Origin of the sequence: Micromonospora palythoicola (assembly GCF_036689795.1) — a bacterium.
Lineage (GTDB): Bacteria > Actinomycetota > Actinomycetes > Mycobacteriales > Micromonosporaceae > Micromonospora > Micromonospora palythoicola.
This window is the reverse complement of record NZ_JBAGKI010000015.1, coordinates 1-15,921: the sequence shown is the minus strand read 5'-3', so window position 1 is coordinate 15,921 and position 15,921 is coordinate 1. Positions and strand designations below refer to the sequence as shown.

18 protein-coding genes are annotated in these 15,921 nt (G+C 71.1%); 11 read left to right on the top strand and 7 right to left on the bottom strand.

The window, feature by feature from the left end:
- Positions 1–16 precede the first annotated feature (16 nt).
- The 6 genes from V5O40_RS09270 (at position 17) to V5O40_RS09245 (ending at position 6,056) form a co-directional block, all read left to right on the top strand.
- Entirely contained in the window at positions 17–814 is a 798-nt protein-coding gene (locus tag V5O40_RS09270) for an ABC transporter ATP-binding protein (protein WP_332905093.1), read from the top strand.
- The gene (locus V5O40_RS09265) at positions 811–1,572 is read left to right on the top strand and encodes an ABC transporter permease (protein WP_332905092.1); all 762 of its coding nucleotides are present in this window, start codon (positions 811–813) and stop codon (positions 1,570–1,572) included. Before V5O40_RS09270 ends, V5O40_RS09265 begins: the two co-directional genes overlap by 4 nt.
- A gap of 44 nt (positions 1,573–1,616) precedes the next feature.
- Positions 1,617–2,396, top strand: a complete 780-nt coding sequence (locus V5O40_RS09260) for a MerR family transcriptional regulator (RefSeq protein WP_332905091.1) — start codon at positions 1,617–1,619, stop codon at positions 2,394–2,396.
- 95 nt (positions 2,397–2,491) lie between these two features.
- A complete protein-coding gene (locus V5O40_RS09255) occupies positions 2,492–3,322 on the top strand; it encodes an alpha/beta fold hydrolase (RefSeq protein ID WP_332905090.1) in 831 nt (276 codons plus the stop codon).
- A gap of 109 nt (positions 3,323–3,431) precedes the next feature.
- Entirely contained in the window at positions 3,432–3,932 is a 501-nt protein-coding gene (locus V5O40_RS09250; protein WP_332905089.1) for a DUF6328 family protein, read from the top strand.
- A gap of 213 nt (positions 3,933–4,145) precedes the next feature.
- A complete protein-coding gene (locus tag V5O40_RS09245) occupies positions 4,146–6,056 on the top strand; it encodes an acyl-CoA dehydrogenase family protein (protein WP_332905162.1) in 1,911 nt (636 codons plus the stop codon).
- A 92-nt stretch (positions 6,057–6,148) separates the two neighbouring features.
- Here the strand turns inward: V5O40_RS09245 and V5O40_RS09240 are convergent, their stop codons facing one another.
- The 7 genes from V5O40_RS09240 to V5O40_RS09210 all read right to left on the bottom strand — a co-directional run bounded on the left by V5O40_RS09240 (position 6,149) and on the right by V5O40_RS09210 (position 10,844).
- A complete protein-coding gene (locus V5O40_RS09240; RefSeq protein WP_281603250.1) occupies positions 6,149–6,760 on the bottom strand; it encodes a hypothetical protein in 612 nt (203 codons plus the stop codon).
- A 165-nt stretch (positions 6,761–6,925) separates the two neighbouring features.
- Positions 6,926–7,324 (bottom strand): Fur family transcriptional regulator, encoded by a 399-nt coding sequence (locus tag V5O40_RS09235; RefSeq protein ID WP_210941453.1) that lies wholly within the window; start codon positions 7,322–7,324, stop codon positions 6,926–6,928.
- Between the two features lie 236 nt (positions 7,325–7,560).
- Complete coding sequence (locus V5O40_RS09230) at positions 7,561–7,860, bottom strand: ArsR/SmtB family transcription factor (RefSeq protein ID WP_093407467.1); 300 nt, start codon at positions 7,858–7,860, stop codon at positions 7,561–7,563.
- A gap of 37 nt (positions 7,861–7,897) precedes the next feature.
- The gene (locus tag V5O40_RS09225; RefSeq protein WP_332905088.1) at positions 7,898–8,767 is read right to left on the bottom strand and encodes a metal ABC transporter permease; all 870 of its coding nucleotides are present in this window, start codon (positions 8,765–8,767) and stop codon (positions 7,898–7,900) included.
- The gene (locus V5O40_RS09220; RefSeq protein WP_332905087.1) at positions 8,764–9,528 is read right to left on the bottom strand and encodes a metal ABC transporter ATP-binding protein; all 765 of its coding nucleotides are present in this window, start codon (positions 9,526–9,528) and stop codon (positions 8,764–8,766) included. The genes V5O40_RS09225 and V5O40_RS09220 overlap by 4 nt, the downstream gene beginning before the upstream one ends.
- Complete coding sequence (locus tag V5O40_RS09215; RefSeq protein WP_332905086.1) at positions 9,525–10,532, bottom strand: metal ABC transporter substrate-binding protein; 1,008 nt, start codon at positions 10,530–10,532, stop codon at positions 9,525–9,527. Before V5O40_RS09215 ends, V5O40_RS09220 begins: the two co-directional genes overlap by 4 nt.
- A 54-nt stretch (positions 10,533–10,586) precedes the next feature.
- Positions 10,587–10,844, bottom strand: coding sequence for a hypothetical protein (locus V5O40_RS09210; protein WP_269737767.1), 258 nt, complete (start codon positions 10,842–10,844; stop codon positions 10,587–10,589).
- 29 nt (positions 10,845–10,873) lie between these two features.
- Here V5O40_RS09210 and V5O40_RS09205 point away from each other — a divergent pair, with 29 nt between their 5' ends.
- The 5 genes from V5O40_RS09205 (at position 10,874) to dusB (ending at position 15,620) form a co-directional block, all read left to right on the top strand.
- Positions 10,874–11,215, top strand: a complete 342-nt coding sequence (locus tag V5O40_RS09205; protein WP_164449440.1) for an antibiotic biosynthesis monooxygenase — start codon at positions 10,874–10,876, stop codon at positions 11,213–11,215.
- Between the two features lie 238 nt (positions 11,216–11,453).
- Positions 11,454–11,951 (top strand): Rv0361 family membrane protein, encoded by a 498-nt coding sequence (locus tag V5O40_RS09200; protein ID WP_408631848.1) that lies wholly within the window; start codon positions 11,454–11,456, stop codon positions 11,949–11,951.
- 112 nt (positions 11,952–12,063) lie between these two features.
- Positions 12,064–13,443, top strand: a complete 1,380-nt coding sequence (locus tag V5O40_RS09195; RefSeq protein ID WP_269737765.1) for a glycine--tRNA ligase — start codon at positions 12,064–12,066, stop codon at positions 13,441–13,443.
- Positions 13,444–13,565: 122 nt separating this feature from the next.
- Positions 13,566–14,417 (top strand): hypothetical protein, encoded by an 852-nt coding sequence (locus V5O40_RS09190; RefSeq protein ID WP_332905085.1) that lies wholly within the window; start codon positions 13,566–13,568, stop codon positions 14,415–14,417.
- Positions 14,418–14,471: 54 nt separating this feature from the next.
- Positions 14,472–15,620 carry a tRNA dihydrouridine synthase DusB gene (gene dusB / locus V5O40_RS09185; RefSeq protein ID WP_332905160.1) on the top strand — a complete coding sequence of 383 codons (1,149 nt, stop codon included), beginning with the start codon at positions 14,472–14,474 and terminating at the stop codon, positions 15,618–15,620.
- Positions 15,621–15,921 lie beyond the last annotated feature (301 nt).

The following is a 15,921-nucleotide window of genomic DNA, read 5'->3' as shown; positions in this document are numbered from 1 at the left end:
CGCCATGCTGACCGGCATGAACGTCCCGGTGACCACCAGTCAGCCTCCGGAGCCCGCCATCCGGGTGCGGGGGCTGGAGAAGTCGTACCAGAAGCTGCGGGTGCTGCGCGGCGTGGACCTCGATGTCGCCCGGGGGAGCATCTTCGCCCTGCTCGGCTCGAACGGAGCGGGCAAGACCACCGTGGTTAAGATCCTCTCCACGCTACTCAAGGCCGACGCGGGCTCCGCGCACGTCAACGGCTTCGACGTCGCGACACAGGCCGCCGACGTGCGTGGGTCCATCAGCCTCACCGGGCAGTTCGCGGCCGTCGACGAGATCCTGACCGGGCGGGAGAACCTCGTCCTGGTCGCCCGGCTCCGTCACCTCAAGGCACCCGACTCGATCGCGGACGACCTGCTGAAGCGCTTCGCGTTGGCCGAGGCGGGCGACCGGAGAGTGGCGACGTACTCCGGCGGCATGCGTCGCCGGCTGGACATCGCGATGAGTCTCATCGGGAATCCGCCGGTCGTCTTCCTCGACGAGCCGACCACCGGCCTGGACCCGGAGGGGCGCATCGAGGTGTGGCAGGCAGTCAGGGAACTCGCTCAGGGCGGCACGACCGTGCTGCTCACCACCCAGTACCTCGACGAGGCGGAACACCTCGCGGACCGGATCGCGATCCTCCACGAGGGCCGGATCATCGTGCACGGCACCCTCGACGAGCTGCGACGGATCCTGCCACCCGCCGAGGTCGAGTACGTCGAGAAACGACCGAGCCTCGAAGACGTCTTCCTCACTCTCGTCGGTGCGAGCAGGGAAAGGGAACAGCTGTGAACAAGCACTTCCTCGGCGACACCGCCGTGCTCCTGGGACGGTCCCTGCGGCACATCTACCGCAGCCCGGACACCATCATCACTACCGCGATCATGCCGATCGCGCTACTGCTGATGTTCGTCTACGTCTTCGGCGGTGCGATCGACAGCGGGTCCGACTCGTACGTCAACTACCTGCTGCCGGGCATCCTGGTCATCACGATCGCGTCAGGTATCTCATACACCGCCTTCCGGCTCTTCCAGGACCTGCAGGGCGGCATCGTCGCGCGGTTCCAGTCCATGCCGATCGCCCGGACCTCCGTGTTGTGGGCGCACGTCCTGACCTCGCTGGTCGCCAACCTGATCTCACTCGTGGCCGTCGTCGGCGTCGCCCTGCTCATGGGCTTCCGCTCGGGGGCGGATGTGCTTGATTGGCTCGCGGTGGCCGGCATGCTGGCCCTGCTCACCCTGGCGCTGACCTGGCTCGCCGTGGTACCGGGCCTCACCGCGAAGTCGGTGGACGGCGCGGGCGGGTTCTCCTACCCGCTCATCTTCCTGCCGTTCGTCAGCTCGGCCTTCGTGCCCACCGACACCATGCCCGGCCCGCTGCGGGCCTTCGCCGAGCACCAACCGGTGACCGCCATCGTCAACGCGATCCGGGACCTGTACAACCAGCAGCCCGTCGGCTCCGACATCTGGACCGCACTCGGCTGGTGTGTCGGCATCCTCGTCGTCGCCTACCTCGCCGCCACCGTCTCCTACCGGCGGAGGATCGCATGAGTCGGTGCAGACCGGAGCGGGTGTGGTGAAGGCAGACTCGGAGCATGCTGACGATCGGTCAACTGGCGGCGTACGCCGGCGTCACGGTGCGGACCGTGCGGCACTACCACCAGATCGGGCTGCTGCCCGAGCCGGAGCGGGACGCCGCTGGTTACCGGCGATACGGGGCGACGGCGGTGGTGTCGCTCATCAAGATCCGTACGCTCGCCAACGCGGGTGTGCCGCTGTCCCGGATCGATCAGCTTCTCGAAGCCGACGAGGTGACCTTCGTCGAGGCGATCCGCGGGATCGACAACCACCTGCGCGACGAGGTGGAACGGCTGGAGACCAGCCGCCGGCAATTGGCAGACCTCGCTGCCGGTGACGCCCTGATCCTTCCTCCGGAGGTGGTCGGTTACCTCGACCGGCTTCGGGAGATCGGCGCGTCCGAGCGGGTGGTCGCGGGTGAACGGGACGGCTGGATCCTGGTCGCCGCCCGCTGGCCCGACGGCGTCCGCGAACTCATGCCCGGCAAACTCGCACAGCTCGACGACCTGCGGGTCGTCCGGCTCTACCGGGTGCTCTCCGAGATCTTCGACAGTGACGTCGACGACGATTCACGGCTGGCCGAAGCCGCGGACATCATGGCCTGCCTGGCCGAGCAGGCGTACGCCGCGGGCGAGCTCTACGTCAGCGACGAGGCTTGCGACGAGCTGCCGCACGACCTGGTGGACGCGCTTGCCGTCGAGTCCGACCCCCGGATGGTGCGGCTGCGGGAGTTACTGCGTGAGCGTGGCTGGGCCGGTTGGAACCGGCTGGAGCGGCTGGCCGAGCCACCCGGTTGAGCTGCGTCGGCCGGTTGCGTGGCCGGCACCGGGAGCCGCCGACTGCGGGATGCCGCTCAGCCGGCGCCGGCCCGGCTTCCCGGTAGGCTGCCGGGATGCGTATCGAGGCCCGAGGTCTGCGGTTCGACGTCGCCGTCGGCGGTCCGGAGCAGGGCGATCCGGTGCTGCTGCTGCACGGTTTTCCGCAGCACTCGGGCGAGTGGGACGGGGTCCTGCCGGCCCTGCACGCCGCCGGTCTGCGCAGCTACGCGCTCGACCAGCGGGGCTACTCGCCGCAGGCCCGGCCCGCCGAGGTCGAGGCGTACCGGCTGGGGGAACTCGTCGCCGACGCGGTGGCGGTGCTGGACGCCCTCGGGGTGCCCGCCGCGCACGTGGTCGGGCACGACTGGGGCGCTGTCGTCGCGTGGGCACTGGCGGCCACCCATCCGGACCGGGTACGGACGCTGACCGCGGTCTCCGTGCCGCACCCGGCCGCCATGGCGTACGCGCTGGCGAACGACCCGCAACAGAAGGCACGCTCGGCGTACATGCTGCTGTTCCGGCAGCCGGGGGTGGCCGAGAAGACGTTGTTGTCGCTCGGCGCGCTCGGGTTGCGCCGGCTACTGCGCGGCGTCGGCGACGCGGAACGGGTGGCGGCGTACGCCGATCCGATGCGCGAGCCGGGCGTGCTGACCGCCGCCTTGAACTGGTACCGGGCGATGTCGAAGGCGGATCTGGCGGCGACCGGCCCGGTGTCGGTGCCCACCACGTTCGTCTGGAGCGACGGTGACGTGGCCATCGGGCGGGTGGCCGCGCAGGCGTGCGCCGCGCACGTGACCGGGGAGTTCCGATTCGTCGACCTGGCCGGGGTCACCCACTGGATCCCGGACGAGGCACCGGCGCCGTTGGCCGAGGCGATCCTGGCCCGGGTCGCCCCCTCGGTTTGAGCGGACGGAGAGCGGGCACCGGGCATTGCGAGCGGGTTTCGGGTGGTGCCCGGTGGGGCATCAGCGTTGCCGCCGGCGGCTGGCCGGCGGAGTCTCCCGGAGGTTCGCGGTGTCGAAGGAAACCGAGAAGCAGCGGTGGCAGCGCAACTTTGCCGACCTGTTGCAGGAATTGCGGGTCGCGCAGACCGGCGTGCAGATTCTGTTCGCCTTCCTGCTGACCCTGCCGTTCAGCGCCGGTTTCGACGACACCACCCAGTTCCAGCGGGACGTCTACATCGTCGCGCTGCTGGCCGCCGCCGGTGCCACCGCGATGATCATCTCTCCGGTGGCCTTCCACCGGGCGCTGTTCCGGCAGGGACGCAAGCCGGAACTGGTGCGTTTCGCCCACCGGATGGCCAGCGGCGGTCTCGCCTTCATGCTGATCGCGATGGTGAGTTCGGTGCTGTTGATCACCGACTTCGTGCTCGCCCGACCGGTCGCCTTCGTGCTCAGTGCCGTCGCCGCCCTGTGGTTCCTGACCCTGTGGATGATCCTGCCGTTCGCCCGGCGCAACTGGGGTGAGGACGACATCGACGACGACGAGGACCCGAGCGGCCTGAACCAGGACTGAGCCGGCCACTGCCACGGATATCCGTGGCTACCATTGGGTAACGAACACGGGTAGCCTGCTGAGCAGGCGGAACAGTCCGACTGTCCGGATCGAGCCCGGGGGTTTGCCGTGGCCATCGCCGAGAACCACCGTCCGTCAGCCACCGACAGCCGTCACGCCGACCCGTCGCCGGAGACCGCGAGCCGGGCGTCCACTCCGGACGCGGCCGGCCAGGTGTCCGAGAAGGAGGCGCGTCAGGTCGCCGAGGCGGCCCGGCAGACCACCTGGGACCGGCCCAGCTTCGGCAAGGAACTCTTCCTGGGGCGGCTGCGGCTCGACCTGATCGATCCGTGGCCGCGGCCGGATCCGGAGGAACAGACCCGCGCCGAGGAGTTCCTCGGCCGGCTCCGCGACTACGTCGCCAGCGAGGTGGACGGCGCGGCGATCGAACGCGACGCGCGGATCCCCGACGAGGTGTTCCAGGGGCTGGCCCGGCTGGGTGCCTTCGGGATGAAGATCGGTCCGGAGTACGGCGGGCTGGGCCTGAGCAACCTGCACTACTGCCGGGCGTTGATGCTGGCCGGCTCGGTCAGCCCGGCGATCGGCGCGCTGCTGTCGGCGCACCAGTCGATCGGTGTGCCGCAACCGTTGAAGATGTTCGGCAGTGACGAGCAGAAGCGCCGTTTCCTGCCCCGGCTGGCCGCCGGGGAGGTCTCCGCGTTCCTGCTCACCGAGCCGGACGTGGGCTCCGACCCGGCCCGCCTGGCGACCACCGCCGAACCGACGCCCGACGGAGCGGGCTACCGGATCAACGGCGTGAAGCTGTGGGCCACGAACGGCACCGTGGCAACCCAGCTCGTGGTGATGGCCCGGGTGCCGAAGACCGAGGGGCGTCGTGGCGGCATCACCGCCTTCGTGGTCGACGGCGATGCCGAGGGCATCACCGTCGAGCGGCGCAACGCCTTCCTCGGCCTGCGTGGACTGGAGAACAGCCTCACCCGCTTCCACGACGTGTTCGTACCGAAGGAGAACGTCATCGGTGGCGAGGGCAAGGGGCTGCGGATCGCCCTGAGCACCCTGACCACGGGCCGGTTGTCGCTGCCGGCGATGTGTGTCGGCGCCGGCAAGTGGGCGTTGAACGTGGCCCGGGAGTGGTCGGCGGAGCGGGTCCAGTGGGGCCGGCCGGTGGGTGAGCACGAGGCGGTCGCCCAGAAGCTCTCCTTCATCGCCGCGACCACGTACGGCATGGAGACCATGCTCGACCTCTGCTGCCTGCTCGCCGACGACGACCGCAACGACATCCGGATCGAGGCGGCGCTGGTCAAGCTGTACGCCAGCGAGATGGCGTGGCGGATCGCCGACGAGTTGGTCCAGATCCGCGGCGGCCGGGGGTACGAGACGGCCGACTCGCTCACCGCCCGGGGCGAACGTCCGGCCGCGGTCGAGCAGATGCTCCGCGACCTGCGGATCAACCGGATCTTCGAGGGCTCGACGGAGATCATGCACCTGCTCATCGCGCGTGAGGCGGTGGACGCGCACCTCTCGGTGGCGGGCGACATCATCGATCCCGACGCCGGGCTCGCCCGCAAGGCGAAGGCCGGTGCCCGGGCGGGTGCGTTCTACGCGCGGTGGCTGCCGACCCTCGCGGTCGGCAAGGGGCAGCAGCCCACGGGGTACGGCGAGTTCGGCCCGCTCGCCGGCCACCTCCGTCACGTGGAGCGCGCCAGCCGGAAGCTGGCCCGGTCCACCTTCTACGCGATGTCCCGCTGGCAGGGGAAGATGGAGCGCAAGCAGGCGTTCCTCGGCCGGGTGGTGGACATCGGCGCGGAACTGTTCGCGATGAGCGCGGTCTGCGTACGCGCCCGCGCCGAGCGCGACACCCGGCCGGAGAACGTGGAACTGGCCGACCTGTTCTGCCGGCAGGCCAAGGTCCGGGTCGACGCCCTGTTCACCGCCCTGTGGGAGAACACCGACTCGATCGACGTGACCGCCGCCAAGCGCATCCTCGCCGGCCGCTACGCGGCCCTGGAGGACGGCGTCGTCACCCCACCCACCGACCTGCCCTGGGTGGCCCCCTGGACCCCCGGCCCCTCCACCGTCACCGACGACGCCCGCCGCCGCCTCCCCCCACCCCCCACCCCCTGACAGAGGCGCCCGCCCTGTTGATCAAGAAGTTTTGGTCTGTATCGGCGAGATTCACGACCCAAACTTCTTGATCAACAGGGGAGGGGAAGCTGTCAGGGTTGGTGGGGGTCGCGGAGGCCGAGGCGGCGGAGTTCGAGGGCGGCCAGTGCGTTGACTGTGGTGTCGTCGCCGCGTCGCCACGCCTCGGCGACGTCGGGGGCGATCCGGGTCAGCTTGCGCAGCGGCTGGCCGGCCAGCGCGCGCAGGGCCAGCAGATCCCGACCGGCGGGCGCGGCGGCCAGCGTCGCCGCCGAGCCCGCCCGGCGCATCCAACGCACCCGCAGCGGCAGCCAGCCGAACACCACGAGTCCGAGCGGCACGATCAGCAGGCCGACGGCCAGCGCCAGCGCCAATTGATCGACCAGTTCCTGCTGGTCGCGGCCGGCCTCGGCCAGCGAGCGGGCGGCACCGGCCGCCCGCTCGAACGGTGCCGTCAGCTCGTCGCCGACCAGCGGCACCCGGCCGACCTTGCCGCCGGCCTCGGCGAGATTGTCGGCGAGCCCGCCGCCCGCCCCCTCCAGCTTCTGTCCGGGTACGGCAAGTCTCTGCACCAGGTCGTGCAGCCACAGTGCGCCCCGAATCGTCGCGTACACCCAGGCGACGACGAGCAGGTCGGTGAGCAGCTGTCGTAGCGCGGTCGGGAAACGATCAGCGTAGATCTTCACGCCGGACAGCCTGCCACGTGCCCCGCCTCCCGGCACCCCGACAACCGCCCGGCAAAACTCGCCGATCTTGCAGTTGTGGGCGCCGACATGCCCGCTCTGGGAGCTTCTGTCCCGACCGGAAGTGCAAGATCGGCGGGTGGTGGGCGGGTGGGAGCGGCATTGGGGTTAGCGGGCGCAGGTGGGGCAGGTGCCGAAGATCTCCAGGGTGTGGCTGACGTCGGTGAAACCGTGCTGTGCGGCGACGCGATCGGCCCAGGTCTCCACGGTCGGGCCGGCGACCTCGACGGTACGCCCACAGGCTCGACAGACCAGGTGATGGTGGTGCCCCTCGCTGCACCGGCGGTACAGGTGCTCACCGCCCGGTGGGCGCATCACGTCGATCTCGCCCGCGTCGGCCAGCCCCTGCAACGTCCGGTAGACCGTGGTCAACCCGACCCGCTCGCCGCGATCGCGCAGCATCGCGTGCAGCTCCTGGGCGCTGTGGAAGCCCTCCGTCTCGGCGAGCAGCGCGCTCACCGCCGAACGTTGACGGGTGTTACGAACCGCCGTACCACTGTCGCTCATGACGCCACTCCGCTTCGCTGCGTGCCGTCATGAGGCACATCCGCCCTGAGCTTGATGATTCGCTCGCTCTGCTCGCTCATGACGCCACTCCGCTTCGCTGCGTGCCGTCATGAGGCACATCCGCACTGAGCTTGATGATTCGCTCGCTCTGCTCGCTCATGACGCCACTCCGCTTCGCTGCGTGCCGTCATGAGGCACATCCGCACTGAGCTTGATGATTCGCTCGCTCTGCTCGCTCATGATCCCTCCCCGGCGTGGCTGACCGCGTCCGCCACGATGTGCGCGACGTGCTCGTCGACCAGGGTGTAGGCGATCTCCCGCCCGCGCCGGGAACCCCGGACCACGCCCGCCCCACGAAGCACCCGCAGGTGCTGGGAAACCAGCGGCTGAGCCACCCCGAGCTTGTCCACCAGCTCGTGCACGCAGCGCTCACCGCCGGCCAGCTCGCTGACGATCGCCAGCCGGATCGGTGCCGACAGGGCGCGCAGCAACTCACTGGCACCCTCGTACGCGTCATAGCCGGATCCGCTGGTCACCCTGCAACGGTAACCAATACCGGTGCAGCGCTCAGGATCAGGACCCGCCGAGCACCACCTCGTGGGGCTCCGGAGCCGGCGCGGGCTGGGGTCGGGTCCGCCGGAGCCGGCGCCAACCGGCGGCCAGCAGGGTGACCGCCACGAACGAGGCGATCGCGAGCACCACCACCGAGGCGCCGGGCGCGGTGTCGGCGAGCGCCGCCATCCAGATGCCCGCCCCGCCGGCGAACAGACCCAGCGCCATCGCCGCCGCCATGGTGCTGCGGAACCCCCGGGTGACCTGCTGCGCGGTGGCCACCGGGACGACCATCAGCGCGCTGATCAGCAGTACGCCGACCGCGCGCATGGCGATCGTCACCGTGATCGCCGTGGTGATCGCGAGCAGCAGGTTGAGCGTGCGTACCGGCAGGCCGGAGACGCGGGCGTACTCCTCGTCGTGGCAGACGGCGAACAGCGCCGGCCGCAGCCCGATCATCGCGATCAGCACCGCCGCACCGAGCACCGCGATGGTGGCGACGTCCGCCCGGGACGCCGTGCTCAACGCCCCGAACAGGTACGCGTTGAGGTTGGAGCTGGTGCTGTCGGAGAGCCCGACCAGCACCACCCCGCCGGCGATGCCGCCGTAGAACAGCAGCGCGAGGGCCAGGTCGCCGGAGGTACGGCCGCGCTCGCGGATCAGCTCGATGGCGACCGCGCCGACGGTGGCCGCGATCACCGCCATGATCACGGGGGAGGTCTGGAAGAGCAGACCGGCACCGACCCCGGTCAGCGCGACGTGCCCGATGCCGTCGCCGATCAGCGCCAGCCGCCGCTGCACCAGGTAGATGCCGAGCGCGGGCGCGGTCAGCCCGATGATCAGAGCGCTGACCAGAGCAAGCTGCATGTACTCGTACTGGAAGAGGCTCATCGTGCGCTCCACAGCCCGGCGGGCTCCTCGGGACCGTGCGGATGCACGTGGTCATGGTCGGGCGCGGCGTGGTGCCCGGCCGGCTCCGGCACGGCGCCGTCGTGCGCCACGAACCCCTGGTGTACGACGATCGCCCGGCGGATCACCGGGCGCAGCGGACCCAGCTCGTGGGCGACGAGCAGGACGGTGCCTCCGCCGACGGTGAAGTCGTGCAGCGCACCGGCGAACGCCTCCTGGCTGGCCGCGTCCACGCCGGCTGTCGGCTCGTCGAGGATCAGCAGTTCGGGCCGCCCGGCCAGGGCCCGGGCGATGAGCGTGCGCTGCTGCTGGCCGCCGGAGAGGGTGCTGACCGGGTCCTTCGCCCGGTCGGCCAGGCCGACGGCGCGCAGCGCCTCGGCGACGGCCTCCCGGTCGGTGCGTCCGGGTGGACGCAGGACTCCCCGGCGGGCCAGCCGTCCGGCGGCGACCACCTCGGCGACGGTGGCCGGCACGCCGCTGCCCGCGCCGAGGCGCTGGGGGACGTACCCGACGCGGTGCCACTCGCGGAACCGGCGGACCGGTCGGCCGAAGAGGGTCACCGTGCCGGCGCTCAGCGGGACGAGGCCGAGGATGGCGCGGATCAGGGTGGACTTGCCGGAGCCGTTGGCGCCGAGGACCGCGACCACCTCACCGGCGGTCACGGTGAGCGAAACGTCACGAAGCACGGGGCGGCCGTCGTAGCCGACCACCCCGTGCGTGACGGTGATGACGTCAGGTGTCACGAGCAGCTCAACGCCGTCCTCAGGGTTTGCAGGTTGGTACGCATCACCGAAAGGTAGTCCCCGTCGCCCTCGGCTGACAGGCCCTCGATCGGATCCAGCACGGCGGTCTGGGCGCCGACCTCGCGGGCGATGGTCTCGGCCACCTTCGGGCTGACCAGCGTCTCGAAGAAGATCGTGGTGGCCTGGTGTTCCCGGGCCTCTTCGGTGACCGCGGCCAGTCGCTGCGGGGACGGCTCGTCTTCCGGGGTGAGCCCGGTGATGCCGATCTGCTCCAGCTGGTACTTCTGCGCCAGGTAGCCGAACGCGGTGTGGCTGACCACGATCTCCCGGCGCTGGCAGGTCTTCAGCCCTTCGGCGAACTCGGTGTCCAGCTTCTCCAGCTCGGTACGCAGGGCGGCCGCCCGCGCGGTGTAGTCACCGGCCCGGTCCGGGTCGACCGTGCCGAGCCGCTCGGCGAGCTTGTCACCGATGGTGGCCAGTCGGGTCGGGTCGAGCCAGACGTGCGGGTCCTTGGCACCGTCGGACGCCTCCTCGGCGTGCTCCTCCTCGGCGTGCTCCTCCTCGGCGTGCTCCTCGCCTTCGGCGTGTTCCTCGCCCTCGTGGCCGTGGTCGTGGCCGCCGGCGGTGGCGTCCAGCAGGGGCTCCACGGTCGCCACGTCGAAGGCACGGTCACCGGCCTGCTGCTCGACCGCCTCGTCGACGGCGGGCTGGAAGCCGTGCAGGAACAGGACCAGCTCCGCCTCGCTGATCTGGCCGACCTGGCCCGGGTTCAGCTCCAGGTCGTGCGGTTCCGCACCGGGGCGGGCCAGGTTGGTCACGGCCACGGCGTCGCCGCCGATCCGCTCGGCGAGGAACTGCAACGGGTAGAAACCGGCCACCACGTCGACCCGCTGCGGGTCGGCGCCGGCCGGGCTGTCGTCGTTCGAACAGGCGGTGACGCCGGTCAGGGCGAGCAGGGCGGCCGTGGCGGTGGCCAGGGCGCGCGGGGCGGAGCGGAAGGTCATGTCCTCGACTTTCCGCGACAACGACAATGATTGTCAAAAACGCATGATTGCATGTCAGAGCAGCTTCACCAGACCGGCGGTGACCAGCAGGGTCAGCACGATCAGCCGGATCGCCCGGGTCTGCGGCGTCTGTACCGACCAGGTGGTCACCAGCAGGGCCGCCAGCGCGCCGGCCAGCAACAGCGTCAACAGCCCGCCGATCACGCCCGGGGCGAAGAACGCGACGAGCGCGAGGACGAGGGTGACCAGGAACACCGTCGTCGGGTTGGTCCGGGCCAGTCGGGCGGCGATCCCAGGCTGCGTACGCTGCATCCCACAGACTCTACGAGGAGGAGGAGCCGGTGCTGGTGACCAACCGGTTCGTGGTCGACGAAGACGTCGCCGAGGCGTTCGCCGCCCGGGCCCACGCGGCCCTCGCGGCGCTGGCCGCCCGGCCCGGCTACCAGCGCGGACAACTGGTCCGGGCGCTGGACGACCCCCGTCACTGGTGCCTGGTCACCGAGTGGGAGTCGGTGGGCACCTACCGCCGTGCCCTCGGCGGATTCGACGTGAAGATCACAGCGGTGCCGCTGCTCGCCGAGAGTCTCGACGAGCCGTCCGCGTACGAGCCGTTGGCGACCGCCGTGCCGGGCGGGGACGTGGTCACGGTGGCCAGCGACCGGGCTGCGGGTCCTTACCGCTGAGTCGCCGGGCACTACGCTGGCTCCCATGACCGCTCCCGGACCGGCAGCCCCACCACCAGACCCCTCGCTGCCCGGCACCGATGCGCCGCCGCCCGCCGGCCAACAGCAACCCGCTCCGACGTCGCCCGGTTCCGAGCCGGGCCTGGCGGCGCCACCGCCCAGCCCGACGTCGCCCGGTTCTCCGCCGGCCCACCAGGTGCCCGGCCCGCCGGCCGCTGGTCAGCTGCCGCCCGGTCCGCTGCCGTCCAGCCCGGAGCAGGGGGCGCCGGTGCCGCCGCCCGGCCCCGGGGTGGCGCCGCCGTTCGCGGCGCCGCCGACCGAGGGAGGTCGGTCCCGGCTCTGGCTCGGTCTCGGCGCGGGAGCGCTGGCCCTGCTGCTCTGTTGCGGCGGTGGCGGTACCGCGATCGTCGGCCTGCTGGTCAGTGGGGTGCAGGCGATCGAGGAGCAGGGCCGCACGGTCTCCGGGGACTACTACCGGGCGCTCTCCGACGGTGACTACGGCCGGGCGTACGACCAACTCTGTGAGGACGCCCGGCGGCGCGAGTCCCGGCAGGAGTTCGAGCGCCGCTCCGCCGCCGAACCGCAGATCTCCTCCTACCGGGTCGGTGAGGTGGACACCACCACGCTCACCGTGCCGGTGGAGGTGACCTACCGTGGCGGCGGCCAGGAACGCCAGCAGGTCGTGCTCGCCCAGGATCCGCAGACCGGCGGCATGGAGGTCTGCGGAGTCAACTGAACGGCCGCAGGTAATGTGCTGGGTTCGGGACCGCACCGGTCGTACCGTGGTCCCGAACCGTCCCCGCCGACCGTGACGTCCCCGCCGACCGCCAGTCGGCGTAGGAGGAAAAATGCCAGCCGACCGTATCGACGCCGTCGTCAGCCTCGCCAAGCGCCGAGGCTTCGTCTTCCCCTCCAGTGAGATCTACGGAGGCACCCGGTCGGCCTGGGACTACGGTCCGCTGGGCGTGGAACTCAAGGAGAACGTGCGCCGGCAGTGGTGGAAGACCATGGTCCAGCAGCGCGACGACGTGGTGGGTCTGGACTCCGCGGTGATCCTCGCCCGGGACGTGTGGGCCGCCTCCGGGCACCTGGAGGCCTTCGTCGACCCGCTGACCGAGTGCCAGTCCTGCCACAAGCGGTTCCGCGCCGACCATCTCGAGGAGGCGTACGAGGCCAAGCACGGCCGTCCGCCGACCTCGCTGGCCGAGTTGAACTGCCCCAACTGCGGCAACAAGGGCACCTTCACCGAGCCCCGGATGTTCAACGGTCTGATGAAGACCTACCTCGGCCCGGTGGAGAGCGACGAGGGCCTGCACTACCTGCGGCCGGAGACCGCCCAGGGCATCTTCGTCAACTACCGCAACGTCGAGACGGTCGCCCGCAAGAAGCCGCCGTTCGGCATCGCACAGACCGGCAAGTCGTTCCGCAACGAGATCACCCCGGGCAACTTCATCTTCCGTACCCGCGAGTTCGAGCAGATGGAGATGGAGTTCTTCGTCGAGCCGGGCAGCGACGAGCAGTGGCACGAGTACTGGCTGGCCGAGCGCTGGAACTGGTACCTCGACCTCGGCCTGTCGGAGAACAACCTGCGCTTCTACGAGCACCCCAAGGAGAAGCTCTCGCACTACTCGAAGCGCACCGTCGACATCGAGTACCGGTTCCAGTTCGGCGGCACCGAGTTCGCCGAGTTGGAGGGCATCGCCAACCGCACCGACTTCGACCTGTCCACGCACAGCAAGCACTCCGGCGTCGACCTGTCGTACTTCGACCAGTCCAAGGGCGAGCGGTGGATCCCGTACGTGATCGAACCGGCCGCCGGTCTCACCCGCGCGGTGCTGGCCTTCCTGCTCGAGGCGTACGACGAGGACGAGGCGCCGAACACCAAGGGCGGTGTCGACAAGCGCACCGTGATGCGCTTCGACCCGCGACTGGCCCCGGTCAAGGTGGCGGTGCTGCCGCTGTCACGTAACGAGGCGCTCTCGCCGAAGGCGAAGCAGCTCGCCGCCGACCTGCGTAAGCGCTGGGTGGTCGAGTTCGACGACTCGCAGGCGATCGGCCGCCGCTACCGCCGGCAGGACGAGATCGGCACCCCGTTCTGCGTCACCGTCGACTTCGACACGCTCGACGACAACGCGGTGACGGTACGGAACCGGGACACCATGACCCAGGAACGGATCGGCCTGGACCAGGTCGAGCGCTACCTGATCGACCACCTGCCCGGCTGCTGATCCCGGCTCGCCCCGGTGAGTGCGGTCCGGACCGCACTCACCGGGTCATGCGACTGGCATCCATGGCCAATGATGTCTCCAGGGCGGGCAGAGCCGCACGGAGACGACGAAGGGCCGACGACGTGGAGCCGGAAGCACGCGAGGAGATCTTCGAACGGGCGCGGGAGTACTCCACCCAGCCGGCGCGCTGGCAGCAGGCGGACGCGCTCTGGCCGCGGGTCATCGAGGCGTACCGGCAGGCCGTCGCGGGCAGCCGGGTCGACCGGCACGATCAACGCCAGCTGGCCCGGGCCCTGTGGCGGTACGGCATGCTGTCGACCGCACTGGGCCGCCACGAACGGGCTAAGGAGGCGGGCCACGAGGCCATCGTCCTGTTCGCGGAGATCCATCAGGCGGTGGCGGCGGAGCATCCCGATCCGACCCAGCCGCGGCGGGACGAGGCGCTGGCCGAGCTGATCACCGCGTTCGTGGACTCCGGCGAGTCGGCGTTCGTGGCCGGCAGCCCCGGTCCCCGGCTGCAGTTGCTGGAGAAGGCGATCGAGATCGGTCTGCACACCGCCGGTCCGCCGCCCGGCGCGGGGCCGCGCACCCGCGCGGCGATGGCCACCGCCTACCACAACTACGCGAACGCTCTGCTGCACCGCCATCAGGAGCAGGGTGCGGCGTCCGATGCCCAGGAGGCGGCGCTGGCCGCCTCCCGGGCGACGGAGCTGCGTCTGAAGGCGCTCGACCCGCAGCAGCCGATCACCATCTGGGAGCTGGCCAACACGTACTCGATCTACGCGCCGGCGCTGCTGATGATCGGCGACGTCGAGCGTGCCCGGTTGGTGGTCGAGCAGGGCAGCCAGCTGGCCGATCTGCTCGGCGTGGCCGGCATGGAGATCCGGCACAAGCTACGGGCGACGGCGGAGCTTCTTCGGAGTGCCTCGGAGCCGGACGGCGGCGGTCGCCGGTGGCCGTGGCGGCGGAGCTGACCACGGCCTGCGTACCCTTGAGCGGTGGAAACCGCCCTCCGTCCCGCCACCGACCTGCCGCCGCTGGCCATCGGGCCGCACCGGGTGTGGCCGCCGGTGGTGCTCGCCCCGATGGCCGGCATCACGAACGTCGGCTTCCGGCAGCTCTGCCGGGAGCAGGGCGGCGGCATCTACGTCTGCGAGATGATCACGACCGTCGCCCTGGTCGAGCGGAACCCGAAGACGCTCCGGATGATCGCGTTCGGAGCGGACGAGCGCCCGCGCAGCCTCCAGCTCTACGGCACCGACCCGGAGACCACCGCCGCCGCCGTGCGGATCGTGGTCGAGCGGGACCTCGCCGATCACATCGACCTGAACTTCGGCTGCCCGGTGCCGAAGGTGACCCGGCGCGGCGGCGGCGCGGCGCTGCCCTGGCGGCGGCGGCTCTTCGCCCGCCTGGTGCGGGCCGCGGTGGACGCCGCGTCACCCGCGAAGGTGCCGGTCACGGTCAAGATGCGCAAGGGCATCGACGACGACCACCTGACGTACGTCGAGGCGGGGCTGGCCGCGCAGGAGGCCGGCGTCGCCGCGGTCGCCCTGCACGGGCGTACGGCCGCGCAGCGGTACTCGGGCACCGCCGACTGGGACGCCATCGCCACCCTCAAGCAGGCCCTCGACGTGCCGGTGCTCGGCAACGGCGACATCTGGGAGGCCGACGACGCGCTGCGGATGGTGGCGCACACCGGCGTCGACGGTGTGGTCATCGGCCGTGGCTGCCTCGGCCGGCCGTGGCTCTTCGCCGACCTGGAGGCGGCGTTCAACGGCTCGCCGCAGCGGCGGCTGCCCACCCTCGGCGAGGTGGCGGTGACCATGCGCCGGCACGCCGAGCTGTTGGTCGAGCAGTTCACCGCCGGCGCCCGCAACCCGGCCCGGGGTGAGCGGGACGGCTGCACCGACTTCCGCAAGCACGTCGCCTGGTACCTCAAGGGCTTCCCGGTCGGCAGCGAGCTGCGCCGTGCCCTGGCGATGATCGACAGCCTGGCCCAGCTCGACGACCTGCTGGGCAAGCTTGATCCGGCGGTGCCCTTCCCAGTGGAGACGTTGGGCCAGCCGCGCGGCCGAACCAACTCGCCGGGCAAGGTCTTCCTGCCCGACGGCTGGCTGGCCAGCCGCGACGACGACACCGTGCCCGAGGGCGCCGAGCTGGACGACTCCGGCGGCTGACCCCGCCAGCGCCGGTTCTCGCAGCCACCATTCCGCCGCCGCCCGCCCGCCGCCCATCGCGATGATGCCCGCTGGCAGCGGACGGCAGCAGAATCGGTGATGTTGCTGGCTGACCGTGGCGCGACGCGGCAACATCCCTGATGTTGTCCTCTCCCCGGGCGGGGGTGGGGTGGGGACGACGAAGGGCCGGCCCCGGGTGGGGTCGGCCCGTCGGGGTGTTGGGGTGGTCAGGAGGTGGGGCTGTAGCCGCGGGTGGCGATCCAGTCGGCGAGGGCGGCGATGCTCATGCGGGAGGAGGCCT